Source organism: Photobacterium sp. Hal280 (assembly GCF_037162255.1).
Taxonomy (GTDB): Bacteria; Pseudomonadota; Gammaproteobacteria; order Enterobacterales; family Vibrionaceae; genus Photobacterium.
The window spans coordinates 921,508-947,288 of record NZ_JARLUO010000005.1; the positions used below are offsets into that span (position 1 = coordinate 921,508).

The following is a 25,781-nucleotide window of genomic DNA, read 5'->3' on the forward strand; positions in this document are numbered from 1 at the left end:
GAGTGTCGGAACAAACATCCAACGAACTCGCCATAGCGGGTAGTGCTGCAGTCCCTGTCGCTGCCAACAGCGACCTGGATATGCAAAATCCGGATCTTGAAGAGAAGAGTGCCAGCACGCGTGTTGACAGCATGCTGGGCAATCTTGATTTGCTGCGTCAGATCATTCTGGTGCTGTCAGTGGCGATTTGTGTCGCTTTGATAGTACTGGTTGTTGCTTGGCTGAAAGAACCGGAAATGCGACCGCTGGGTAATTTCTCCACTGAAGAGCTGATTCCGATTCTGGATCACTTTGACCAGAAGCAAATTGAATACCAGCTGGAAGGTAATACCATCCGGGTGCCCGCCGATAAATACGGCGCACTGAAGCTGGAGCTGACCCGTGCCGGACTGAATAACCCGACGGCGGAAGGTGATGATATTCTGCTGCAGGATATGGGATTTGGTGTTTCACAACGTCTTGAACAGGAACGGCTGAAACTCAGTCGTGAGCGCCAGCTGGCAAGAGCGATAGAGCAGATCAGACAAGTGCGCAAAGCGCAGGTACTGCTGGCGATGCCAAAGCAAAGCGTCTTTGTCCGCCATAATCAGGAAGCGACGGCCAGTGTCTTCCTGACCCTGAGTTCAGGCGGCACGCTCGGCCAGCAGGAAGTGGATTCCATTGTCGATATGGTCTCTACTGCCGTGCCGGGCCTGAAACCCAGCCGTGTCACGGTTACCGATCAGCACGGTCGTTTGCTCAGTTCCGGTACCGAAGATCCGGCGGCCACGGCACGCAGAAAAGAATACGAACTGGAGCGCAAACAAGAGCAAGCCTTGCGCGAAAAGATTGATGCAATCTTAATTCCTGTCCTGGGGCTGGGCAATTATACCTCTCAGGTCGATGTCTCAATGGACTTCAGTGCCCAGGAAGAAACGCAGAAACGTTTTGACCCCAACACGCCGTCCACCCGCAGTGAGTATACGCTGGAAGATTACAACAACGGTCAGTCTGTGGCGGGTATTCCGGGCGCCCTGAGTAATCAGCCGCCGCAGGATTCATCGATACCGCAGGATGTGATCGACTTACAAACCGGCAAAGGTGGCAACGGCTCGGTGCACCGTGAGGCAACGCGAAACTTTGAGCTGGATACCACGATTCGTCACAAGCGTTCGCAAACCGGCACGATCAGTCGTCAGACGGTTTCGGTGGCGGTCAATTACAAGTCGCAGCTTAATCCGGAAACCGGCGAAATGACTCGCATCCCGGTGACAGAGGAAGAGCTGGTGAAAATCCGTCGTCTGCTGATGGGCGGGGTCGGCTTCCTGCAGGATCGCGGCGATATGCTGGAAGTGATTTCCGTACCTTTCGCTACCCAGGAGCAGGAACGTATTGTTGACTTGCCTATCTGGGAGCATCCGAACTTTAATACCTGGGTGCGTTGGCTGGCTGCGGCGCTGGTGATCATCGTGGTACTGATGGTGCTGGTGCGCCCTGCTATGCGTAAACTACTCTATCCGAACCAGGCTGCCGATGGCACACCGTTGGATGAGAATGGTCTGCCAATCATGGCAGGTGACGGCTCAGAATTGATAGGAGCCGATCTGGACGGTGTCGACGGTATCGATTTAACCAATAACAACCTGGATCTGCCAAATCTGCACAAAGATGACGACTTGCTGAAAGCCGTGCGTGCGCTGGTTGCCAACGAACCGGATCTGGCGGCTCAGGTTGTGAAGAACTGGGTATACGAAGATGGCAAATGAAGTCGCGACGACAGATGAAAAACCGTTCGACATTAATAGCTTAAGTGGAACGGATAAAGCGGCTATTCTGTTACTCAGTCTGAATGAACAGGATGCGGCTTCCATCATACGCCACCTGGAACCCAAGCAGGTCCAGCGCGTGGGTGGGGCGATGGCCAGCATGAAGGAACTGAGCAATGACAAGGTCACGGCTGTGCACCGTCAGTTCCTGACCGATATCCAGAAATACACCAGCATTGGCATGGGCAGCGCCGACTTTGTCCGCAATACCCTGATCGCCGCGCTGGGTGAAGATAAAGCCAATAATCTGGTGGATCAGATCCTGATGGGCAGTGGCTCCCGCGGCCTGGATTCTCTCAAATGGATGGATCCGCGTCAGGTGGCCAGCATCATTCTCAATGAGCACCCGCAGATCCAGACGATCGTGTTGTCGTATCTGGATCCTGAGCAATCGGCAGAGATTTTATCCCAGTTCCCAGAGCGCGTGCGCCTGGATCTGATGATGCGTATTGCCAACCTGGAAGAAGTTCAGCCTGCTGCCCTGCATGAGCTGAACGACATCATGGAGAAACAGTTCGCGGGTCAGGCTGGCGCTCAGGCCGCGAAAATTGGCGGCATGAAGGCGGCGGCCGATATCATGAACTACCTCGACAATAACATCGAAGGTCTGCTGATGGATCAGATCCGCGAGAACGACGAGGAGATGGCCGTTCAGATCGAAGACCTGATGTTCGTGTTCGAGAATCTGGCCGAAGTGGACGACCGGGGTATCCAGAGCCTGCTGCGCGAAGTGCCTCAGGAACTGCTGCAAAAAGCACTCAAAGGGGCCGACGATATGCTGCGCGAGAAAATTATGCGCAATATGTCCAAGCGTGCTTCTGAATTGCTGATGGATGACCTTGAAGCGATGGGGCCGATCCGTGTCTCTGATGTGGAAGCGGCACAGAAAGAAATTCTGTCGATTGCCCGTCGTCTGTCTGAAGCCGGTGAGCTGATGCTCAATGGCGGCGGTGGGCAGGATGAATACCTCTAATTCAGCCGGGGAAGCACAATGACGATTGAACGCCGTCGGGGCTTTGTCCGCCTGAGTGGCCACCAGGCGGAAGAACTGGAACGCTGGGCTTATCCCGATTATAGCGATGAAGATCGCGGCCCGGTTGAGAACGCTTTAAATTATGATCCGGGCTGGCGCCCCAGAGAGGTGCCGGAAGAGGAGCAAGCTCCCCAGCCACTGACGGCAGCGGATCTGGACGATATCCGCCAATCTGCCTATGAAGAAGGACTAGCCGAAGGCCGGGCTGTCGGTCATGCGGAAGGCTTTGAAACCGGAAGACAAGAAGGTGTTGTCACCGGTCATCAGGAAGGACTGGTGGCTGGCCGGGAAGAAGGGCTGGCTGCCGGACAGGAAATGGTTGAGCAGCATGTGGCTCATTTAACGCAGGTTTTTGACAAACTCGCCCAACCGCTACAGCAGGTCGATCAGCAGGTCGAAAGCCAGCTGGTGGAGATGGTCAGCGTGTTGACCCGCGAGTTAATCCAGGTTGAAGTGCAGACCAACCCGCAGGTGATTCTGTCCACCTTACGCGAAGCCATTGCCACCTTGCCGCTGGCCTCCCAGTCGATTACTGTGCAGCTGCATCCGGACGATCTTGCGCTGGTCACCGCAGCGTACAGTCAGCAGGAACGCGATACCCGTCGCTGGCAGTTGCTGGCAGAACCGGGACTCGAACGCGGTGATGTCCAGCTCAGTGCCGGTGATTCTGCGGTGGATTATCGGATGGAAGATCGTGTTCGTCATCTGCTGAGCCAGTTTCTGGGCATGAATCAGCGTCCGGCTGACGTTTCAGCACAGGATAGTGCGGAATGACCCTGTCGCAACGGCTGGGTCGCTACCGTTTACAGGGGCTGGCCTGCCGCCCCGTGGCCTCCGGACGACTGGTGCGTGTGGTTGGTTTGACACTGGAAGCCATTGGCTGCCGGGCACCGGTTGGCAGTGTGTGTCGTGTCGAAGCGGTACAGGGCAGTATCGAAGCCGAAGTTGTCGGTTTCAGTGGTGACACCCTGTACCTGATGCCCAGTGAACAGCTGACCGGGGTGATGCCCGGCGCGAAAGTCACGCCTGTGATGAGCGACGGCGGCCTGCCGGTGGGTCCTGAGCTGCTGGGCCGGGTGATTGACGGCATGGGCAACCCCCTGGACGGCAAAGGAAAGATTTATACCTCGGCCCGGGCCGCCCTGAATGCGGAACCTATCAACCCTCTCGCAAGAAAACCTATCAGTGAACCGCTGGATGTCGGACTGAAAGCCATTAATGGCCTGCTGACCGTCGGTAAAGGCCAGCGAATTGGCCTGTTTGCCGGCTCCGGGGTGGGTAAATCTGTCACTCTGGGTATGATGACCCGGGGCACTACGGCGCAAGTGGTGGTGGTCGGATTGATTGGTGAGCGTGGCCGCGAAGTCAGAGAATTTATTGATGAGATCTTAGGTGAAGAAGGCCGCCAGCGCGCGGTCGTAGTGGCAGCTCCTGCGGATGCTTCACCCTTGATGCGCCTGAAAGGGTGCCAGACCGCCCTGACCGTGGCGGAATATTTCCGCGATCAGGGTTTAGATGTGTTACTGCTGATGGACTCGCTCACTCGCTTTGCGCAGGCGCAGCGTGAAATTGCCCTGTCGATTGGCGAGCCGCCGGCCACCAAAGGGTATCCGCCTTCTGTGTTTGCCAAGCTCCCGGCCCTGGTTGAACGCGCCGGTAACGGCGGTGATCACCAGGGCTCGATCACGGCCTTCTTCACTGTGCTGACCGAAGGCGATGATCTGCAGGATCCGATTGCCGATGCATCACGCGCGATTCTTGATGGCCATATCGTGTTGTCACGTGAGATGGCCGATGCCGGCCATTATCCGGCGATTGATGTTGAACGCTCTGTCAGTCGTGTGATGCCTGCCATCGTGGATGAAGAGCAGATGCTGATGTCGAAAGCGGTCCGTCAGATATTGTCTATTTGCCGCAAAAACCAGGATCTGGTGTCTATCGGTGCGTATAAGCCGGGTTCAGATCCGGCGATTGATCAGGCCTTTACGTTAAAACCCAGGTTGGATCAGTACCTGCAGCAGACAATGAAAGAGTCGGTTCCCTATGACATGTGCGTCAATATGCTCCGCTCTGCGCTGGGAGCCTGAGGGCGACACACCGAAGCGACATAACCGGAGGCGCGGATGTCTGATCAGGCACTGACCCTGATTCTTGATCAGGTCAAAGACAAAGAACATCACGCTTTTCTGGCCCTTCAGCAGGCGAAGCGGGATCTGGACAGCTTTTACCAGCAGCGCGAACAAATTGAAAAGTACCGCTACGATTACTGCCTGCAACTGACCGAGCGCGGCCAGAATGGACTGACGGCCAGTCAGTTCAGTCATCTGCATAAATTTCTGGGCCAGTTAGACGAAACTCTGGTTCAGCAGGGAGCGGCCGGCCGAGAATTTGAGCGCCAGGTAGAGCAATGCGCTGAGTTGTGGCAACAGGCCCGGACTGAGCGAAAGTCGGTCGAATGGCTGCTGGAAAAAAACATACCGAGCGGGAGCAGCGTCTGGCGCGTCAGGAGCAAAAGTTAATGGATGAGTTTGCCACGCTGCAATCTGCCCGTCGCCGGTGTTAATCGCTTATCGCAGTCAACTCAAGAGCTGGTTCATTTCTTGCATGGGTTTGCGTATAACCACGACTTTGGTCGTCAAATAATTGTCAGTGTAAGGTAGTTATGAAACCGTCCAGCAGCATTTCTGTCGATTTTAGCACGTCCGGATCGTCCGTCCGGCCGGGTAAGTCTGCTCGTTCTGACAGCCGTGAAGAGCCCGGACTGTCGGGGTTTTCATCACGACTTGAGTCTGCCGTCCACAGTGAAAGCAAGACGGCGCCGAAGCGTCAAAAAATTGAATCACCAGCCGCTCAGCCGGCAAAAGCCAGCGACAACGCCGCGCAAACACACAAGGCGAAAGACAGCCAGCGGCAAGAAAGTGCAGACCCAGTGACAGCCGATAAAGCATCGGAAAAAACGGCGGAGGCCACCCAGACAGCAGCAGGTGACAACCCTGAGTCTGAGAGCACCGAAGAGAGTATCCGTGCCGAGGCAGAAGCACTGTTAGACCGACTCAATGCCTCCAGCCAGCAGCTGCAAATGGCAAAAGATGGCAAAGAATTGCCACCTGAGTCTGAAAGCAGTGACGTGCAAGGGGCGGAGGTCGCCTTATTATCGGCAGGCGTCCCTTTGCAACCCGGATCTCAGACGCTGAACGGTGACATGTCTGAGGCAGGGGATGGCCAGAGTGTGGCTGGCGGGCAATCGGGTCAGCTTGCCGAGATGCTGGCCGCGGTCACTAAAGGGACGGCATCGGATGCCAAAAGTAAGGGCGAGAAACCTGACTTGACCCTGGTGGCCGGCTCGGTTCAGTCCGCCATTCAGGGTGACGCCACGGCGGACAGCGAAGGAGAATCTCAGCCAGACTGGCTCAGTGACGCCATAGCACGGCTTTCTGCTTCTGCCAAAGGCGGGGAAGCGGGTTCGGCTGACGGTGCAAGTGCGAATCAGGCCGGAGCCGGTCAAACGGGCGTCTCTGCATCGCTTCAGGCGGCTTTGGCTGATGCCGGACTGCAGATGGAGACGGTGCAAAAAGACGCCATGGCGACTGGCGCTGCATCCGGCACTAATGCGATCACCGGCCAGCCGACGTCACTGGCTGCGATGCAGCGAGCAGAAGCGCAGGCGCAGCCCACCGCACTGCCATTACAAAAAGAGATGGCGGGTGAGCAACTGGCAGAGCGGGTACAGATGCTGATGAGTAAAAACCTCAAGCATGTCGATATTCGCCTGGATCCGCCCGAACTGGGCCGGATGCAGATAAAACTGGCCATTAATAATGACCAGGCATCGGTGCAGTTTCATGTCGGGAACGCGCAGACCCGGGATCTGGTTGAACAGGCCATGCCGCGGTTGAGAGAGCTGTTACAGCAGCAAGGCATTCAGTTGACCCAGGGCAGCGTACAACAGGACGGTAATCAGCAATTTGCCGGCCAGCATACCGGCACGCAGCAGGGTGAAGAAGGCATGGCCAGAGGCGGTCAGAGCAGCCAGTCGCAGCGGGATGATGACGATGGCAATGCGATTGCCGTGACGGTCAGTGAACAAAGCGACGGCATTGATTATTACGCATGATCCCCAGCGGCATCGCTGGTATTTGCGACATCCAAGTGACTATTATTGACCCGCGAACGGAATTGGAAATATGGCTGAATCAGCGGCAACAACAAATAGAAAAAAACGCATTTTATTGATTTTAATTGCATTGGTCCCCGTACTGTTGGGGGGCGCAGCAGCCTGGTTTTTCCTGTCTGACGATCAGTCTGCGGCTGATAGCGACGGCATGTCGGCAACCCAGTCTTCAGGTCAGCCGGAACCGGCTTATTATGTGATTTTGCCGCATCCCTTTATTTTTAATGTGACGGGGGATACCCAGCAGCGGCTGGTACAGGTGAAAGTACAACTCATGGTACGCGGTGATGAGAATGATACTCTGGCCCGTCAACACATTCCTTTGGTAGAAAGCACCCTGCTTCAATCGTTCGGTGCAGCCAGTGTGGAGCAGCTTCGTTCTCCCAGCGGACGGCTTGAACTACGTCAACAGTCGCTGCAATCCGTGCAGTCTGCGCTGGTGAAAGTATCTGGCAGCCCTGTGGTCGAACAGGTCCTGTTTACTGGCTTTGTAATGCAATAGGTTCCCAGTGACTGATTTATTAACCCAAGACGAAATTGATGCGCTGCTGCATGGCGTCGATGATGTAGAGGATGATCACCCCCGGCAAGAAGAAGGCACTGGGGTTATTTCGTTCGACTTCTCATCGCAAGACCGCATTGTCCGTGGCCGGATGCCGACGCTCGAGCTTATCAATGAGCGTTTTGCCCGCCATATGCGGATCAGTTTGTTCAATATGCTGCGCAAGACGGCCGAAGTGTCGATCAATGGCGTACAGATGCTCAAGTTCGGCGAGTACCAGAACACACTGTATGTTCCCACCAGTTTGAATATGGTGCGTTTTCGTCCCCTGAAAGGCACGGCCTTAATCACCATGGAAGCCCGGCTGGTCTTTATTCTGGTCGAGAACTTCTTTGGTGGCGATGGCCGTTTCCACGCCAAGATCGAAGGGCGTGAATTCACACCAACGGAGCGCCGTATCGTCCAGATGCTGCTGAAACTGGTGTTTGAGGACTACCGGGAAGCCTGGTCACCTGTGATGGGTGTGGAGTTCGAATACCTGGATTCCGAAGTGAACCCGACCATGGCCAATATCGTCAGCCCGACAGAAGTGATCGTGGTGAGCTCTTTCCACATTGAAGTGGATGGCGGCGGCGGCGATTTCCATGTGGTGATGCCGTATTCCATGGTAGAGCCGATCCGCGAATTGCTTGATGCCGGTGTCCAGAGTGACAAAATGGATACCGATGTTCGCTGGAGCAAGGCACTGCGCGATGAGGTCATGGATGTCGAAGTAAATCTGCGTGCCAAATTACTCGATATTGACCTGACGCTGCGGGATCTGATGGAACTGCACTCCGGTGACGTAATCCCGATTGAATTGCCGGAGACGGCGACGCTCTACGTTGAAGACCTGCCGACCTACCGCGGAAAAATGGGTAAGTCAGGCGATCACGTAGCGATAAAGATTTCCAAGAAACTGAAGCGGCCAGATACGGTGAAGACGGACCTCGCCTTCTTAGACGGCGACGAACTGAGCCCGACTTTCTCCGCCACTGACCCGATTGACGATTAATACAGGTGACTTATGTCAGATAAAGATCAACAAGTAGCTGACGATTGGGCGGCAGCCCTGGCTGAACAGGCCGACGACACTATTGAAGCCGCACCGCTGGAAGAGCTCACAGACGAAAGTACCCCGATTTCTGATGAAGAACGTCGTCGTCTGGATTCCATCATGGATATTCCGGTCACGATTTCGATGGAAGTCGGGCGCACGAAGATCAGTATCCGTAACTTACTGCAACTGAACCAGGGCTCGGTCGTTGAGCTGGACCGTGTCGCCGGCGAGTCGCTGGATGTCCTGGTCAATGGCACTTTGATTGCCCACGGTGAAGTGGTTGTGGTCAACGATAAATTCGGTATTCGTCTGACGGATGTGATCAGTCAGACTGAACGTATTAAGAAGTTGCGGTAACAGAGATGAAAGCATTGAAAAGCACATTGCTCGCTGCTCTGGCCGTGATCAGCCAGCCGGTCTGGGCGGCCGGGGCGCCGGAGCTGGATATGGGCACAACGATTGGTTCGCTGCTGCTGGTACTGGTTCTTATCGTGTTTCTTGCCTGGCTGCTGCGTCGCATGAAGTTGCCGGGTGTGAGTGGCGGAGATAACGGGCTGCAGATTGTCCGCCAGGTGGTCGTTGGCCAGCGTGAGCGAATCGTCCTGGTACAGGTGGGTGACGAGCAGTTGCTCATTGGTGTGACGCCGCAAAATATTTCAATGCTGACCAAGCTGGAAACCCCCTTGCCGGTCAGTGCGGGTGCAGGCAACGGTGAGTTTGCTCAGCAACTCGGTAAGTTGTTGAAAAGACAATGATGTATCGATCTAACTTCTTTATCTGGATTGTTGGTGCAGTTTGTCTGCTGCTTTCCGGCATGGTGAGTGCCCAGAGCGAAGATGGCGGGCTGGGCAATGTGGCGGGCAATAATGTTACCGTCAGCGAGATGCAAAGTGACAAAGGGGCTGCAACCCTGCTGACCACTAAAGGCGGGGGCGGCATTCCGGCGTTTTCTGTGTCGGTGAACCCGGATGGCACCGAAGATTACTCAGTCACGCTGCAAATCCTGGCACTGATGACAGCGCTGGGCTTTTTGCCCGCCATTGTGATCCTGATGACCTCATTTACCCGTATCGTGGTGGTGATGTCGATTTTGCGGCAGGCGCTCGGTCTGCAGCAGACCCCGTCGAATCAGGTGATTATCGGGATTGCCCTGTTCATGACTTTCTTTGTCATGTCTCCGGTATTGGATGAGATCAATACCAAGGCGGTTCAGCCTTATATCAATGAAGAGCTCTCTGCCCGTGAAGCCCTGACGATCGCTCAGGATCCGCTGCGGCAGTTCATGCTCAAACAAACGCGGGTGAAAGATCTGGAAACTTTCGTTGATATGTCGGGCTCGCAGGCAACAGACCCTCAGCAAGTTCCGATGACAGTCCTGATCCCTGCCTTTATTACCTCGGAACTGAAAACGGCGTTCCAGATTGGTTTTATGCTGTTTCTGCCTTTTCTGGTCATCGATCTGGTCGTGGCCTCAATACTGATGGCCATGGGGATGATGATGCTGTCGCCGATGATCGTCTCACTGCCGTTTAAATTAATGTTGTTCGTACTGGTGGATGGCTGGAACCTGATCCTGTCAACCCTGGCCGGCAGTTTCGGCACCTGATGACAGGGAGTGACAGACAATGACACCAGAAGCCTTCGTCGAAATTTTTCAGGAAGCCCTCTACATGGTCCTGGTGATGGTCTGCGTGATCGTCATACCCGGTTTGCTGATTGGTTTGGTGGTTGCGGTTTTTCAGGCCGCCACTTCCATCAATGAACAGACGTTAAGCTTCCTGCCACGTCTGGTGATCACCCTGGTTGCGCTGATGGTGTTTGGTCACATGATGACCCGAATGCTGATGGATTATTTTCATCGCATCATTGAACACATCCCTCAAATCCTTTACTGAGCAGACAGGTCATGACGTATCCGGCGGAGGTCATTTTAGATTGGCTGGCTAATTATTTTTTGCCGCTGACCCGCATCGGGGCCATGATGATGAGCATGACTTTCTTCGGCGCCCGTTTCGTGTCGATGCGCATCCGGCTGTATCTGTCGCTGACAGTGACTTTTGCTGTGATGCCCATGTTGCCTCAGGTGCCTGATATTCCTTTGTTGTCCTTTCAGGGCTTTCTTACCACAGGCCAGCAAGTGATCATCGGGGTTGCGATGGGGCTGGTGACTCAGTTTGTCACCCAGACATTTGTCTTGTTAGGACAGATTCTGGGCATGCAGTCCAGCCTGGGGTTTGCCTCCATGGTCGACCCGGCCAACGGACAAAACACCCCTGTGCTGGGCCAGCTGTATATGATGCTGGCGATCATGTTATTTCTCGCCACGGACGGTCATCTGGCGATGCTCAGGCTGGTGGTGGTGAGCTTTACCACTTTGCCGGTCGGCGAGTCGATGTTGCAGGCAGTGGATTACCAGCAGCTGGCGGGCTGGTTCGGCTGGATGTTCAAAGCCGGTTTAAACATGTCGCTGGCCGGGATGATTGCGCTGCTGACGGTGAATCTGTCGTTCGGCGTCATGACACGTGCGGCACCTCAGCTGAATATTTTCTCCCTGGGCTTCTCGTTTGCGCTGTTGCTGGGGCTGTTTGTCAGCTGGTATCTGTTAATGGGCATCCAGGCGCAGTATGAAGAACACTGGCAACTGGGTACAGAGCAAATTTGCAGCCTGATCAGGCTGGATTGCTGATGACGGACAGGAGGGAGTCCGATGGCTGAGTCAGACGGACAAGAACGTACTGAAGACGCAACCCCCGACGGTTGCAGCAAGCGCGGGAAAAGGTCAGGTCGCGCGCTCAAAAGAACTTGCGTCGGTTGCGGTCCTGGTATCAGGGGCGGTTGGCCTGATGTGGTTTGGCGAAATGCTGGCTGTTGCCTTGAGCGAAGTGATGCGCAAGTTCTTTACCCTCAGCCGCGAGGAAGTGTTTGATTTTACCAAACTGCTGTCGGTCACCGGCGATGCCATCGTGCACATGCTGTGGCCATTGCTTCTGGTGCTGATCTTCTTGTTTGTGGCGGCACTGATTGGCGCTTCCGCCTTGGGCGGAATCAGCTTTTCCGCCGAGGCAGCAAGACCCAAGCTCTCAAGAATGAACCCGGCCAGCGGTCTGAAACGTATGATAGGCAAGCAAAGTGCCGTTGAGCTGGTGAAATCTATCCTGAAAGTCACTTTGGTGGCTGGTGTGGCTTACTACCTGATGTACAGCAGCCTGGAAGGTTTCTTTCAGCTCAGCATAGAGATCTATCCGAGCAATATCTTTCACGCGCTGGAGATTTTACTGCGCTTTGTCTTGCTGATCTGTTGCTCGCTGCTGGTGGTGGTGGCTATCGATGTGCCGTACCAGATCTGGCAGCATAACGAGCAGCTGAAGATGACCAAGCAGGAAGTCAAAGACGAATATAAAGATGTCGAAGGTAAACCTGAGGTCAAAGGCCGTATCCGTATGCTGCAGCGTGAAATGGCGCAGCGGCGCATGATGGCGGAAGTGCCCAAGGCCGATGTGGTGATTACCAACCCGGAGCACTTCTCTGTGGCCTTGCGTTATGATCCCACGCTCGACAAGGCGCCAGTGGTCATTGCCAAAGGGACAGATCACATGGCGATGAAAATCCGGGAAGTAGCCAACGAATATCAGATAGATATTGTGCCTGCGCCTCCGCTGGCACGCTCCCTCTATCACAGTACCGAGCTGGAACAGCAAATACCGGATGGCCTGTTTGCCGCTGTGGCGCAGGTGCTGGCGTACGTATTCCAGCTCAAACAATACCGGCGCGGCAATGGTAAGCGGCCCAAGTTATCGGCAGGCGCTGTTGATATTCCTCCTGAATTACGACACTAACTGCTTGATAAAAAATGTTTTGGCTGCAGGTCAAAAAATTGACTTATCAAGACGGTATAAATTTTGCTTTATGCGAAGCTTAGCCCGTTCAGTTGTCTGCGATTCACCGCCACACCCAGTGTCAGACAGTGAATACGCGGTGGACACTGAGTGAGCACTGACGATTAACCCATTCCAACCAAATAAGAATGCATGAAGCTGCCGATACCCTTTTCAGATAAATTGCCTTTACACCGATTGCAGTCACTGCCTGCAATCGGTGCCCCTATCATGGTACTGGCAACATTGGCGATGGTTGTGTTGCCAATGCCAGCAATGCTGCTGGATATGGCCTTTTCTTTTAATATTGCCCTGGCCCTGGTGGTGCTGCTGGTGACTGTGTACACCCGCCGCCCGCTGGATTTTGCGGCTTTCCCGACCGTACTGCTGATTGCCACCCTGCTCAGGCTGGCACTGAACGTAGCGTCAACCCGGGTTGTCTTGCTGAATGGTCATGAAGGCCCGGAGGCGGCAGGCCAGGTGATCGACGCCTTTGGTTCTGTGGTGATCGGGGGGAACTACGCGGTTGGTTTGGTGGTCTTCCTGATTCTGATGATCATCAACTTCATGGTGGTCACCAAAGGTGCCGGCCGTATTTCCGAAGTCAGTGCCCGCTTTACCCTTGATGCCTTGCCGGGTAAGCAAATGGCGATTGATGCCGATCTCAACGCCGGGCTCATTGATCAGGAGCAGGCACGAACGCGGCGCAGCGAAGTCACCAAAGAAGCCGACTTTTACGGTTCGATGGACGGTGCCTCTAAATTTGTGAAAGGGGATGCCATTGCCGGCATCCTGATTCTTTTCATTAATATCATTGGTGGTCTGATCATCGGGATGGGCCAGCATGATCTCAGCTTCAATGACGCGATTCAGATTTACAGCCTGCTGACCATTGGTGATGGTCTGGTGGCACAGATCCCATCTTTGCTGCTGTCCATCGGCGCTGCCATGATGGTGACTCGTCAAAATACTGACGAAGATATGGGGCAGCAGATGCTGTTCCAGATGTTCAATAACCCCCAGGCGCTGATCATCACAGGCGGGATTTTGTTCGTGATGGGGATTGTTCCGGGCATGCCGCATATTCCGTTTCTGCTGCTGGCACTGATCATCGGCCTGATTGCCTACTGGCGGGTCAAGAAAGCGCAACAGGCAAAAGTGCTGGCAGAATCCGCACCGCCTGAGTCGCTGGACAGCAAACCCGTCACCAAAGAGCTGTCGTGGGATGATGTTCAGCCTATGGATACCATCAGCCTGGAAGTCGGCTACCGCCTGATCCCTATGGTCGATAAAGAACAGGGCGGCGAGTTGCTGGAGCGGGTAAAAGGTGTTCGGAAAAAACTGTCGCAGGATTTCGGCTTCCTGGTTCCGCCTGTTCATATCCGCGATAACCTGGAATTACCGCCCAATACCTACCGTATCAGTCTGATGGGGGTGAACAATGGCGAATCAAACATTCACCCTGACATGGAGCTGGCCATCAATCCAGGCCAGGTGTTTGGCAGCCTGGAAGGGGAGCGCACGACCGATCCCGCCTTCGGTCTGGAAGCGATCTGGATTTTAGAATCGCAGCGAGAGCATGCTCAGGCATTGGGCTATACCGTTGTTGACGCTGCGACTGTACTGGCAACCCATCTGAGCCAGATTCTGGTGAACAATGCATCTCAGTTGCTCGGGCATGAAGAAGTTCAGAACCTACTGGAAGTGCTGGGGCAGTCGACACCGAAACTGGTGGACAATTTTGTCCCTGATCAGCTGCCGTTAGGGGCTGTGGTGAAAGTGCTGCAGAACCTGCTGCATGAAGGTGTGCCTATCCGGGATATCCGCACCATAGTTCAGACTTTGTCCGAGTATTCCGGTAAGAGTCAAGATCCCGACATTCTCACCGCCGCCGCACGGATTGGCCTCAAACGTCTAATTGTTCAGGAAATCAATGGAATAGAGCCTGAATTACCTGTTATCACGCTTGTTCCTGAGTTGGAACAAATATTGCATAAAACAATGCAGTCAAGCGGGGGCGAGTCCTCCGGTATTGAGCCGGGTCTGGCAGAACGTCTGCAGCGCTCTTTGACCGAAGCCACACATCAGCAAGAGTTGAAAGGCGAACCGGCTGTACTGTTAACGTCTGGCGTACTGCGCGGCACGTTAGCCAAATTTGTGAAAAACACCATCCCGACACTGCGGGTGCTCTCTTATCAGGAAATCCCTGATGAAAAGCAAATCCGTATCGTGAATGCAGTGGGTAACTAGGTGTCCCCTGGCTGACTGAGTCAGCCAAAACGTGCAGGGTAATCCGTCACCGGATGGGAAGACTGAATTGAAAATTAAACGATTTTTTGCCAAGGACATGCGAACCGCACTGAGTGAAGTCAAAGAACAACTCGGTGCGAATGCGGTGATTATGTCCAATAAGAAAGTGACCGGCGGTGTTGAGATCGTGGCGGCGGTGGACAATGACGCCAGCGAAGCCAAGTTACCGTCACCGTCACAACCTGCCCGTGATGCCTTAGCGGAACGTTTTGGCGAGGCCAGACGCAAATTGGCTGATGACAAAGTACAGCTGCAGCAGCCCGGCAGCGGCCACTTTGCCAAGGTGCTGCAAAACTATGCGCAGGATCCCGAAACCGAAGTGGACTCCCTGTCAGCCTTATTGCAGCGCCAGTCGAAGCACACCGGCGGACACCCTGCTGAACGTCAAGGATATGACTATTCTTCCCGTCCTCAGCCGGAGAACAGCCCTTACGGCAGTGACAGGCGCCAGTCTTCCCACCCTTATGGGGCGGGCGGACGTCAGCCTGCGCCGAATGCTTACGGTGACTACCGCCAAAATCATGACGCCGACGCACCGGCAGGGCGCACCGGCCGGCTGAATTCAGCGGCGGCGAGCCAGAAAAACAGTGCTTTTCAGAACCGTCTCGATCCCAGCCGCTATGAACAGCATGCGCCGCGTCGTGACGATGATCTTGATGCCATGCGCAGCGAGATGGCGTCGATTCGTCGTCTGCTCGAACACCAGCTGTCTGGTTTGATGTGGCAGGAGGTTGAGCGTCGCGAACCGATGCGGGCCATGATGATTAAGCGCCTGGAAAAAATGGGTTTATCTTCAGAGCTGGCCGATCAGCTGGCTTGTTACATTCCCGAAGATGTCCAGCCGCACAAGGCCTGGTCATCTTTGCTTCAGTTGCTGGCTGATCAGATCATTACCACAGATGACTGTATTCTCGAAACCGGGGGCGTGGTCGCCCTGCTCGGGCCGACCGGTGTCGGAAAAACAACGACAATCGCCAAACTGGCCGCCAGAGCGGCGATGGACTTTGGTCCGAACGAAATCGCTCTGGTCACCACAGATACCTATCGTATCGGTGCCCATGAACAGCTGGCGACTTATGGTCGAATTCTGGGCTGTCCGGTAAGAGTTGCTAAAGATGCCGAAGAGCTTGCCGATATACTTCATCAGTTACGGCATCGCCGCCTTGTACTGCTCGATACAGCAGGCATGGGGCAAAGGGATCTTCGCCTGCAGGAACAGCTGGATACCCTGATGCACAATAGTGGCTCACAAATTCGTAGCTTTCTGGTATTACCGGCGACCTCCCAGCGCCGCGTTCTGCACGAAACCATTGAGCATTTCCGTCGTATCCCGCTGTCGGGTTGCGTGCTGACTAAGCTGGATGAAACCCTCAGTCTGGGTGAAGTTATCAGTGTCACACTGGAAAGTGCTCTGCCGATCGCATATCTGGCGGACGGTCAACGAGTGCCTGAAGACATTAAAGTCGCCACAGGACACTTCATGGTGAATCGTGCAAACGAGTTGTTGGAAAACGACATGGGCCAGCAAACCCACTTCTGGAGCAGCGATAGCGCAGATAACCAGGGGGCGGATTTTTATGATTGAGAACATGATGCACGATCAAGCAAGCGGCTTGCGCCGTATGACAAAACTGGCCTCGACCAAAGTGATCACCGTCAGTGGTGGTAAAGGCGGTGTGGGTAAAACCAACATCACACTGAATATGGCAATTGCCATGGCCCGTCAGGGCAAGAGAGTGATGGTGCTGGATGCCGACCTTGGCCTGGCCAATGTTGATGTGATGCTGGGGCTGCGAGCGGGTCGTAACCTGTCTCATGTCCTGTCGGGTGTGTGTGATCTGCGGGACATCATTATCGAAGGTCCTTACGGCGTAAAAATCATACCGGCTTCTTCAGGCACGCAAAATATGGCGGAACTGTCCAGTGCTCAGCACGTTGGCCTGATCCGCGCATTTGCCACCCTTGAAGATGAAGTGGATGTCCTGCTGGTAGATACTGCCGCAGGGATCTCAGATATGGTATTGAGTTTTGCCGGCGCGGCCCAGGATGTACTAATCGTAGTGTGTGATGAGCCGACCTCTATTACCGATGCTTATGCGCTGATTAAAATCCTGAACCGTGAATACCAGGTGCAGCGGTTTAAAATTGTGGCCAATATGGTCCGCAGTTACCGCGAAGGGCGAGAGCTGTTTGCCAAGCTGACCCGGGTGACTGAACGGTTTTTGCAGGCCAACATGGAGCTGGTTGCCTGTATTCCATTAGATGACAGGGTACGTCAGTCGATTAAGCGACAAAAAGTGGTCGTGGAAGCTTTCCCACGAAGCCCAGCGGCATTGGCCCTGACAACGCTCGCCAATAAAGCGTTAACCTGGCCGGTACCGAATAATCCGGCCGGACATCTGGAATTTTTTGTTGAAAAGTTATTAGTTAAACCAACACCTGAAGAGGTACCTCTGGGTGAATAAAGCACAAACATACGGCCGATATCAGGAATCCCCCCATGCGTTTGTTGAGCGGTATTCGTCACTGGTGAAGCGGATTGCGCATCACCTGATGGCGCGATTGCCACCCAATGTGCAGCTGGAAGACCTGATCCAGGCTGGCATGATTGGTTTGCTGGAAGCACAACAGAACTATGACCCGAGCAAAGGTGCCAGTTTTGAAACTTTTGCCGGAATTCGAATTCGGGGCGCCATGCTGGATGACATCCGCCGTGGCGACTGGGTTCCCCGCTCTGTGTACAAAAACAACCGCCGGATATCTGAAGCCATTGCTCAATTGGAAAGCCGTCTCGGCCGCGATCCGAATGATCAGGAAATTGCTGAATATCTCGAAATGACACTCGAACAGTACCATCAGGCATTAAATGATGTTAATTGTGGTCGCCTAGTGGGTATGGACGACCTGGGTGTCTCAGAAGATACGGTAGCAACCGAAGATTCAGTGGCAGAAAATCTCCCTTTTCAGGATGTTGCGGACGGCAGTTTTCGCCATGCACTGGCTGGTGCCATTCGCACATTGCCGGAAAGGGAAGCGCTGGTGTTGTCGTTGTATTACGACGAGGAACTCAACCTCAAAGAAATTGGTGCCGTTTTAGGTGTCAGTGAATCCCGTATTTGCCAGATTCACAGTCAGGCAATGCAGCGTCTGCGGGCCAAGTTGTCTGCTTGGACTGCTTCATAAACACACGATTTAGAAGAAACACTGTGACCTCAGTGGAGGCAACTTTGAATAAAAATATGAAAATCCTCATTGTTGACGACTTTTCAACAATGCGCCGTATCGTCAAGAACTTACTACGTGACCTGGGCTTTAATAACACCCAGGAGGCGGATGATGGATTGACTGCGTTACCCATGCTAAAGAAAGGCGACTTCGATTTCGTGGTCACCGACTGGAATATGCCGGGCATGCAAGGCATTGACTTGCTCAAGCAGATCCGGGCCGATGCCAGCCTGAAACACCTGCCAGTACTGATGATTACTGCTGAAGCCAAGCGCGAGCAGATCATCGAAGCTGCTCAGGCCGGTGTCAATGGCTACATTGTTAAGCCATTCACCGCTGCCACGTTGAAAGAAAAACTGGATAAGATTTTCGAGCGTATGCAGTGATGCCGTCAGTGTGACGCTAACTAGGGTAGACACATATGATTTCACTTGAACAGGCGAAACAACTCGTCGCGCTGCTGGAGCAAGACCAGCAAGAAGACGCGGATGAGTTGTTCCGAAGCCTGGTGTCGGATTGTCGGGATCCGATGTATCTCGAAGTGGGTAAATTGACGCGTCAATTACATGACTCATTGCAGAATTTTCGGCTGGATCCCCGTATTGCTGATTTAGCGACGACCGACATTCCTGACGCGCGTGGACGTCTGAATTATGTGATAGACAAAACCGAGGAAGCGGCCAACAGGACAATGGATGCTGTTGAAGGCACCCTCCCTATCGCAGATTTATTGCGTGAACGTCTGATGCAAGTGAAACCCCAGTGGCAAAGTTTAATGCACGGGGAGATCACCCTTGGCGAATTTAAACGGCTTTGTCACGATATTGACGCATTATTAGTTCAGCTCGACGGTGACAGCGAGCAGCTTCACCGTCATCTGACCGATATTCTGATGGCACAGGACTTCCAGGATTTGACAGGCCAGGTTATTCGCAGAGTGATCGAACTTGTTCATGAAGTGGAACATCAGTTGGTTGAGATTCTGAAGGCTGCCGGTATTGAACAGAGTGAAAGCTCAGTGGTCGTGAGCCAGAAAGACAAAACACTCTCCCCGGAAGGGCCAATTATCAACAGTGCTGAACGCACTGACGTTATGTCTACCCAGGATGACGTCGATGATTTGCTATCAAGCCTTGGATTTTAGGGGAAGCTTATGAGCTTTGATTTAGACGAAGATATCCTGCAGGACTTTTTAATCGAAGCCGGGGAAATTCTGGAATTACTTTCCGAGCAGTTAGTCGATTTGGAACGTCGTCCGGATGATACAGATTTGCTGAATGCCATTTTCCGCGGCTTCCATACTGTTAAAGGTGGTGCCGGGTTTTTGGCGTTAACGGCATTGGTTGACGCTTGTCACGGTGCTGAGAATATTTTTGACTTACTCCGTACCGGTAAACGCACTGTGACATCAGAGCTGATGGATGTGATCCTTCAGGCACTGGATACCATTAATGTGATGTTCTCGCAGGTGCAGGATCGTGAGCCGATTGAACCCGCTGAACAAAGCCTGCTGGATGCGCTGCATTATTACAGCCAGCCACCGGGTGCCGAAGAGCTGGCGGCGGCTGTCTCTGTCCCGGCATCGGTTGAAGCTCCCGTAGTGGCAACAGCATCGCCTGAACAGCCCGCGATTGCAGGCGGTTCGGTTGATGACATCACGCAGGATGAGTTTGAGCGCCTGCTCGATGAGCTGCATGGTGCGGGCGGCAGCCAAGCGCCGCACCAGCCAGTGCTGTTCCCAGTGTCGTTCAGAGCGCACCTGTCTCGACCGACATCGACAATGGCGATATCACTGACGATGAGTTTGAACGCCTGCTTGATGAGCTGCATGGCATAGGTAACGCGCCTGGAACCGAAACCCCGGGTGCTGACGTGTCAGCCGCACCAGTTGCTGCACAAGCGTCCGAGTCGCCTGCCGCGAATGTGGCTGGGTCCGGTGATAGCGACTTAATGACAGATGACGAATTTGAACGTTTGCTCGATGAACTGCACGGTAGCGGGAAAGGACCGTCAGATGAAGAGCTGGCGATCGCGACCAAACCGGCTTCTGCGCTACAGGCGAAAGCTGAACCAGCGCCTGTCACCTCTCAGTCTGCGACTGAGATGCCACAACCTGTGGCGGAGCGTAAAGCAACAGGGTTAAAAGAAAAATCCAAGTCTCAGGCTGAAGCCACAGTCCGTGTCGATACATCTACGCTGGACACCATCATGAACATGGTTGGCGAGCTGGTATTAGTCCGTAATCGTCTGATCAGCCTGGGTCAGAACAGCAATAACGAAGAAATGTCAAAAGCTGTTTCGAACCTGGATGTGGTGACCGCAGACCTTCAGGGTGCGGTCATGAAAACGCGTATGCAGCCAATCAAGAAAGTCTTTGGCCGCTTCCCACGCGTTGTGCGCGATCTGGCCCGTAGCCTGAAAAAAGAAATCGTGCTGGAAATGCGTGGCGAAGAAACCGATCTCGATAAGAATCTGGTGGAAGCGCTGGCCGATCCGCTGGTTCACCTGGTGCGTAACTCGGTCGATCACGGTATTGAAATGCCGGATGTGCGTGAGAAAGCCGGCAAGCCTCGTATTGGTACTGTGCTCTTGTCTGCCGCGCAGGAAGGGGATCATATTTTGCTGACGATCGAAGACGATGGCGGCGGTATGGACCCGGATCGATTGCGTCAAATCGCAGTGGATCGCGGTGTGATGGATGCCGATGCCGCTGCGCGTCTGTCTGACAGCGAATGTTATAACCTGATCTTCGCGCCTGGTTTCTCGACCAAGAAAGAAATTTCAGATATTTCCGGCCGTGGTGTCGGTATGGATGTCGTCAAAACCGCGATCAGCCAGCTGAATGGTTCCATCTATATTGATTCCAATCTGGGCAAAGGCACACGCATTGATATTAAAGTGCCGTTGACGCTGGCCATTTTGCCAACGCTGATGGTCGGAGTGGCTGACCAGCCATTTGCACTGCCTCTGGCCAGTGTGAATGAAATCTTCCATTTGGATCTCAGTAAGACCAATGTGGTTGATGGGCAGTTGACTATCATAGTGCGCGATAAAGCGATCCCACTGTTCTATCTTCAGGACTGGCTGGCAGGTCACAGTGCTTCCAAGCGTGAAAAACAACTTGGGCATGTGGTGATTGTGCAGATAGGCCATCAGAGAATGGGCTTTGTGGTGGATACGCTGATCGGTCAGGAAGAAGTGGTGATTAAGCCACTCGATGAGTTATTGCAGGGCACTCCCGGTATGGCGGGGGCCACCATCACCAGTGATGGTCACATTGCACTGATTCTGGATGTCCCCAACCTTCTGAAACATTACGCAGGCCGCAGATAATAATAATTGACAGGGGCTTAGAAGGCCCCTGTTCATTCAGGCCTGATTGCTTACGGAATGATAAAACATGGCTGTAAAAGTGTTGGTGGTGGACGACTCCAGTTTTTCCGCCGCCGGGTGAGTGAAATTATTAATGCGGATCCGCGCCTTGAAGTGATTGGCGATGCTGTTAACGGTAAAGAAGCCGTTGAAAAAGCGCGGACACTGAAACCTGACGTCATCACGATGGATATCGAAATGCCTGTGATGGATGGTATCACCGCAGTGCGCGAAATCATGAAGTCGAACCCGACCCCCATCCTGATGTTTTCTTCGCTGACCCATGAGGGCGCGCGGGCAACATTAGATGCGCTGGACGCGGGTGCGTTAGACTTTCTGCCGAAAAAATTTGAAGATATTGCGCGTAATAAAGACGAAGCAATCTCTCTGCTGCAAAAACGTGTTGCCGAGCTGGCCCGTAAGCGTGTCTTTATGCGAACGCCTGTGCGACCCAGCAGCCCGGTCACGCCATCGCCCGCCGATCGCCCGCTGACGTCAAGCCGCCCGGCCGCAGGTACGGCCGCCGCCACGACGCTGACACGCTCAACACCGACACCGGTTCGTCCGACCGCGCGGTTTAAAGCGACAGGTAAACAGTATCAGCTGATGGCGATAGGCACCTCGACCGGCGGTCCTGTGGCGTTGCAAAAAATTCTGACGCAATTGCCTGGCTCATTTCCGTACCCGATTGTTTTGGTGCAGCATATGCCCGCAACATTCACCGCGGCCTTTGCGGCGCGTTTGAATAACCTTTGCAAAATCGGCGTGAAAGAGGCCGAAGATGGCGATGTCTTGCGTGCCGGTACCGCTTATCTGGCACCTGGCGGTAAACAAATGATGCTGGAAGGCCGCCCGGGCAATGTGCGTTTGCGTATTATTGATGGTGGCGATCGCATGAACTACAAGCCTTGTGTCGATGTCACTTTTGGTTCTGCAGCCAAGGTGTATCATGACAAGGTGCTGTCGATGATCCTGACCGGAATGGGCGCCGACGGGCGTGACGGAGCGCGTATGCTGAAAACTGCGGGCGCAACCGTCTGGGCACAGGATGAAGAAAGCTGCGTGGTATACGGTATGCCACAGGCGGTTGCCAAGGCAGGGATATCGACTGAAGATCTTCCTTTAGACCGTATCGCTGAGCGTATTCTGATTGAGGTTGGCTTAGCTTAAGGAGATGCCGTGGTAGTCTGGAGCATTGCCAACCAGAAAGGCGGCGTGGGGAAAACCACGACCACTGTCAGTCTGGCGGGCCTGTTAAGTGAACGAAACAAGCGCGTATTGTTGGTGGATACCGACCCGCATTCTTCGCTGACAACCTACTTGAATTTTGATTCGGATCGCCTTGAATCCAGCCTGTTTGATTTGTTCCAGTTGTCGACGATTGACCGTGACACTGTCAAACCACTGGTGCTGGAGACACGGTTTAACAATATCCATCTGATACCTGCGCACATGTCGCTGGCGACCCTGGACAGAGTCATGGGGACTCGCAGCGGCATGGGGCTGATTCTGAAAAAGGCGCTGAAATGCCTGGAAGAAGAATATGATTATGTGCTGATTGACTGCCCCCCGATCCTGGGTGTCATGATGGTGAATGCACTTGCTGCCAGCGAGCGCATTCTGATTCCGGTGCAAACGGAGTTTCTGGCGATGAAAGGCCTGGAGCGCATGATGCGTACGTTGCAAATCATGCAAAAATCCAGACCGGATGAATTCAAAGTCACGATTGTGCCAACCATGTATGACAAACGGACCAGAGCTTCGCTGGAAACTCTGCAGGAACTGAAGTCGCGTTATGCCAATCAGGTCTGGGCTTCAGCTGTGCCCATTGATACCAAATTTCGTGATGCCAGTATCAAGCATATGCCGCCATCCCTGTATGCCCGTGGCTCGCGTGGGGTGTTTGCGTATAAAACTTTACTGAATTATCTGGAGCGGCTGGGTCAAGATGAGCGATAACGCAAAGCTATCCAGTGAACAGGCATTAGATGATTACTTTTTCGGGCTGCTGGATGATTCTTTGCTGCCCGAAGAGGATGGCGCAGACGCTGTCGGCCCGCAGGATGACTTGTCGGCGTCAGCGGAAGAGCATGACGGCCAGGCGTTGTTGTCTGAGCCTGCTGTTGCTGTTGAGCCGGCGGCTGAGTTGCAAAGCGGCAGTGAGCCCGATGATACGATAAGTCTTACTGAGAAAGCCCTTACGGAGAAAATCCAGAGTCATCAGCCCTTTGATTTTAATCGTCTGGATCAATCCGCACGAGATAACGTATCTGTGAACTCGTTTGCAGAAGGGGGCGAACCGCCGTCGCTGTGGGCAATGGCAGCCCAACGGCCGAATGCAGCTGCGCCGGTTTCGTTGTCCGCAGAGCCGGAGCTGAGTGTACCTGAAGTCAGGTTTACCCCGCCACGGACGAGAACGGATCTTGAGCAGTTGCAGCGTCTTCTCGACCAAATGTCAGAGATGCAAGAGGAAGTCATTGTTGAAAGTGAAGCCTGGATTGCCGAGCAACAGCAATTGGCTGAACTGGAAAAGCAACAGCAAGACGAAGTTCAGCAAAAGGATGTGAAGCCAGCCGTTTTAGACGACCCGGGCTGGTTTGAGGATGACAGCGCAGAAACTCAGCATCAGGTCGATGCGCCAGAGCCGCTGCAAAAATCGTTGGCAGTGGCTGCGCAGCAATCAGATGATCAGCCGGCACCTTATGCAGAGCCGCAAACCAGTGTTCAGCTGATGCAGATGCTGCCTAAGGTTGCTGAGGCTCCGGCTGTTGCTGAAAAGCCGGTACCGGCGGCTGAATTGGAAACAAGCTCTCAGCCTCAGAGTGAAATAGTTGCAACGGCGCCTGTTCCAGACATTCTTGATAAAGAAGAAAGTGTGCAGGAAACTGTGGCCGAAGCCACACCTGAGCCTGAACTGGCACCTGAGCCGCCACCGCCGTCCTGGACGCTACCTGGCGCCAGTGAGCAAACAGAATTTCAGGCGCTGTTTTTTGCTGTCAACGGGGTGACTTTTGCTGTACCGCTGACAGAGCTGGGAGGAATTCACCAACTGGGTGAGATGAATCACCTGATTGGCCGCCCGGACTGGTATCTTGGTTTGCAGCCGGTACAGAACCGAAAACTGGATGTGGTGGATACCGCCAGATGGGTGATGCCTGAATCGATCCGCAATGATGACCATCAGGAAAACTACCGCTATGTGGTCATGTTGGGAGAAAGTAAGTGGGGACTGGCTTGTGATCAACTTCACGGAACAGAAACCCTGACAAAACAAAGTGTTCGCTGGCGAGAAAAGGCAGGTAAACGGCCTTGGCTGGCGGGTATGGTGAAAGAGAAAATGTGTGCTTTAATTCATGTCAATGAACTCATTTCCATGCTGAAAGCGGGTTTGGACGTGAAGAGCGTTTTGTGACGATGGCCGGAGAGGATACAGCATGTCGCAGGTAAGTGTTGCCGAGATTCAAAAAGAAGACAGTAACGACCAGGTATTACAGTGGGTGACCTTCCAGCTGGAAGAGGAAACCTACGGTATCAATGTAATGCAGGTTCGTGAAGTGCTGCGTTATACTGAAATCGCCCCGGTTCCGGGTGCGCCGGATTACGTACTGGGAATTATCAACCTGCGTGGCAATGTGGTCACTGTGATTGATACCCGTGCACGGTTTGGCCTGATGTCAGGTGAGATTTCAGATAATACCCGTATCGTCATCATTGAAGCTGAAAAGCAGGTGATCGGTATTATGGTCGACAGTGTGGCAGAGGTGGTTTATCTGCGTAGCTCTGAAATCGACAGTACGCCAAGCGTGGGCACTGATGAAAGCGCCAAGTTTATTCAAGGCGTCAGTAACCGTGATAATCAACTGCTGATCCTGGTTGATCTGAACAAGCTCCTGTCTGATGAAGAATGGGAAGAGATGGCGTATCTCTGATGCCTGCTATCTTGCTTGAATGGCTGCCTTTGGTTGTTGCTTTGCTGGCAGTGGTGATAGCGGTTGTGCTGGTCCGGCGTGAGCGCAAAGCACGCCAGGATCTGGAAACCAAGTTTGCAGCAGCAGAGTTGCTGTTAAAAACCGCCAGACAGCAGCAGGAAAGCTTAACCAAACAGTTTCATGAGTTGCGTGCGGGTACCATGGCAATGAGTAATAAAATGGCCATATTAACCCGCCAGCAGGAAGAACTGTCTGAGCGTCAGGGTGAAATGGCCATGCAGGATCCCGATGGCCGCCTGTACAGCCGCGCCAGTAAAATGGTCGAGCTGGGTGCCGATGTGAATGAGCTGATGGAAGAGTGTGACTTGCCGAAAGCGGAAGCTGAACTGCTGTTACGATTACAGCAGCGCATGAATAAAGGCCGGCGATAGCTCCGCTGCTTGCAGGCGGTTGTTTGTGG

23 protein-coding genes and 3 pseudogenes are annotated in these 25,781 nt (G+C 53.8%); all 26 read left to right on the top strand.

Features of this window, described 5'->3' with window-relative positions; all coding sequences use genetic code 11:
• Positions 1-2: 2 nt before the first annotated feature.
• Complete coding sequence (fliF, locus tag P4S53_RS13685; protein ID WP_337113078.1) at positions 3-1,745, top strand: flagellar basal-body MS-ring/collar protein FliF; 1,743 nt, start codon at positions 3-5, stop codon at positions 1,743-1,745.
• A complete protein-coding gene (gene fliG / locus P4S53_RS13690) occupies positions 1,735-2,778 on the top strand; it encodes a flagellar motor switch protein FliG (RefSeq protein WP_046219526.1) in 1,044 nt (347 codons plus the stop codon). The genes fliF and fliG overlap by 11 nt, the downstream gene beginning before the upstream one ends.
• 18 nt (positions 2,779-2,796) lie before the next feature.
• Positions 2,797-3,612, top strand: coding sequence for a flagellar assembly protein FliH (gene fliH / locus P4S53_RS13695; protein ID WP_337113079.1), 816 nt, complete (start codon positions 2,797-2,799; stop codon positions 3,610-3,612).
• Positions 3,609-4,925, top strand: coding sequence for a flagellar protein export ATPase FliI (fliI, locus tag P4S53_RS13700; protein WP_337113080.1), 1,317 nt, complete (start codon positions 3,609-3,611; stop codon positions 4,923-4,925). The genes fliH and fliI overlap by 4 nt, the downstream gene beginning before the upstream one ends.
• A 36-nt stretch (positions 4,926-4,961) precedes the next feature.
• Positions 4,962-5,401, top strand: a pseudogene (gene fliJ / locus P4S53_RS13705) (flagellar export protein FliJ).
• A gap of 99 nt (positions 5,402-5,500) precedes the next feature.
• On the top strand, positions 5,501-6,952 hold the full coding sequence (locus tag P4S53_RS13710; RefSeq protein ID WP_337113081.1) for a flagellar hook-length control protein FliK: 1,452 nt from the start codon (positions 5,501-5,503) through the stop codon (positions 6,950-6,952).
• A 70-nt stretch (positions 6,953-7,022) separates the two neighbouring features.
• Positions 7,023-7,511, top strand: a complete 489-nt coding sequence (gene fliL / locus P4S53_RS13715; RefSeq protein ID WP_337113082.1) for a flagellar basal body-associated protein FliL — start codon at positions 7,023-7,025, stop codon at positions 7,509-7,511.
• A 7-nt stretch (positions 7,512-7,518) separates the two neighbouring features.
• Positions 7,519-8,565, top strand: coding sequence for a flagellar motor switch protein FliM (gene fliM, locus P4S53_RS13720; protein WP_027253942.1), 1,047 nt, complete (start codon positions 7,519-7,521; stop codon positions 8,563-8,565).
• A gap of 12 nt (positions 8,566-8,577) precedes the next feature.
• The gene (gene fliN, locus P4S53_RS13725; protein WP_337113083.1) at positions 8,578-8,967 is read left to right on the top strand and encodes a flagellar motor switch protein FliN; all 390 of its coding nucleotides are present in this window, start codon (positions 8,578-8,580) and stop codon (positions 8,965-8,967) included.
• Between the two features lie 5 nt (positions 8,968-8,972).
• On the top strand, positions 8,973-9,365 hold the full coding sequence (gene fliO, locus P4S53_RS13730; RefSeq protein WP_337113084.1) for a flagellar biosynthetic protein FliO: 393 nt from the start codon (positions 8,973-8,975) through the stop codon (positions 9,363-9,365).
• Positions 9,365-10,216: a flagellar type III secretion system pore protein FliP gene (gene fliP / locus P4S53_RS13735; RefSeq protein ID WP_442958686.1), complete on the top strand. Its 852-nt coding sequence runs from the start codon at positions 9,365-9,367 to the stop codon at positions 10,214-10,216. Before fliO ends, fliP begins: the two co-directional genes overlap by 1 nt.
• A 19-nt stretch (positions 10,217-10,235) precedes the next feature.
• Positions 10,236-10,505 (top strand): flagellar biosynthesis protein FliQ, encoded by a 270-nt coding sequence (gene fliQ, locus P4S53_RS13740; RefSeq protein ID WP_027253946.1) that lies wholly within the window; start codon positions 10,236-10,238, stop codon positions 10,503-10,505.
• An 11-nt stretch (positions 10,506-10,516) separates the two neighbouring features.
• Positions 10,517-11,296 (top strand): flagellar biosynthetic protein FliR, encoded by a 780-nt coding sequence (fliR, locus tag P4S53_RS13745; RefSeq protein ID WP_337113085.1) that lies wholly within the window; start codon positions 10,517-10,519, stop codon positions 11,294-11,296.
• A gap of 21 nt (positions 11,297-11,317) precedes the next feature.
• Positions 11,318-12,446 (top strand): annotated as a pseudogene (gene flhB, locus P4S53_RS13750) (flagellar biosynthesis protein FlhB).
• A gap of 192 nt (positions 12,447-12,638) precedes the next feature.
• Positions 12,639-14,735, top strand: a complete 2,097-nt coding sequence (flhA, locus tag P4S53_RS13755; protein WP_337113086.1) for a flagellar biosynthesis protein FlhA — start codon at positions 12,639-12,641, stop codon at positions 14,733-14,735.
• Positions 14,736-14,802: 67 nt separating this feature from the next.
• On the top strand, positions 14,803-16,380 hold the full coding sequence (gene flhF, locus P4S53_RS13760; protein WP_337113087.1) for a flagellar biosynthesis protein FlhF: 1,578 nt from the start codon (positions 14,803-14,805) through the stop codon (positions 16,378-16,380).
• Positions 16,373-17,260: a MinD/ParA family protein gene (locus tag P4S53_RS13765; protein ID WP_027253951.1), complete on the top strand. Its 888-nt coding sequence runs from the start codon at positions 16,373-16,375 to the stop codon at positions 17,258-17,260. The genes flhF and P4S53_RS13765 overlap by 8 nt, the downstream gene beginning before the upstream one ends.
• Positions 17,253-17,978: an RNA polymerase sigma factor FliA gene (locus tag P4S53_RS13770; RefSeq protein WP_027253952.1), complete on the top strand. Its 726-nt coding sequence runs from the start codon at positions 17,253-17,255 to the stop codon at positions 17,976-17,978. Before P4S53_RS13765 ends, P4S53_RS13770 begins: the two co-directional genes overlap by 8 nt.
• A gap of 56 nt (positions 17,979-18,034) precedes the next feature.
• Positions 18,035-18,406 carry a chemotaxis response regulator CheY gene (gene cheY, locus P4S53_RS13775; protein WP_036748874.1) on the top strand — a complete coding sequence of 124 codons (372 nt, stop codon included), beginning with the start codon at positions 18,035-18,037 and terminating at the stop codon, positions 18,404-18,406.
• 35 nt (positions 18,407-18,441) lie between these two features.
• Positions 18,442-19,164, top strand: a complete 723-nt coding sequence (locus tag P4S53_RS13780; RefSeq protein WP_337113088.1) for a protein phosphatase CheZ — start codon at positions 18,442-18,444, stop codon at positions 19,162-19,164.
• A gap of 9 nt (positions 19,165-19,173) precedes the next feature.
• A pseudogene (locus P4S53_RS13785) lies at positions 19,174-21,353 on the top strand (chemotaxis protein CheA).
• A gap of 117 nt (positions 21,354-21,470) precedes the next feature.
• A complete protein-coding gene (locus P4S53_RS13790) occupies positions 21,471-22,562 on the top strand; it encodes a protein-glutamate methylesterase/protein-glutamine glutaminase (protein ID WP_442958665.1) in 1,092 nt (363 codons plus the stop codon).
• Positions 22,563-22,571: 9 nt separating this feature from the next.
• Positions 22,572-23,351, top strand: a complete 780-nt coding sequence (locus P4S53_RS13795) for a ParA family protein (RefSeq protein ID WP_337113089.1) — start codon at positions 22,572-22,574, stop codon at positions 23,349-23,351.
• The gene (locus P4S53_RS13800) at positions 23,341-24,804 is read left to right on the top strand and encodes a chemotaxis protein CheW (RefSeq protein ID WP_337113090.1); all 1,464 of its coding nucleotides are present in this window, start codon (positions 23,341-23,343) and stop codon (positions 24,802-24,804) included. Before P4S53_RS13795 ends, P4S53_RS13800 begins: the two co-directional genes overlap by 11 nt.
• A 22-nt stretch (positions 24,805-24,826) precedes the next feature.
• Positions 24,827-25,321: a chemotaxis protein CheW gene (locus P4S53_RS13805; protein WP_027253958.1), complete on the top strand. Its 495-nt coding sequence runs from the start codon at positions 24,827-24,829 to the stop codon at positions 25,319-25,321.
• On the top strand, positions 25,321-25,752 hold the full coding sequence (locus tag P4S53_RS13810) for a DUF2802 domain-containing protein (protein ID WP_192014717.1): 432 nt from the start codon (positions 25,321-25,323) through the stop codon (positions 25,750-25,752). The genes P4S53_RS13805 and P4S53_RS13810 overlap by 1 nt, the downstream gene beginning before the upstream one ends.
• Positions 25,753-25,781 lie beyond the last annotated feature (29 nt).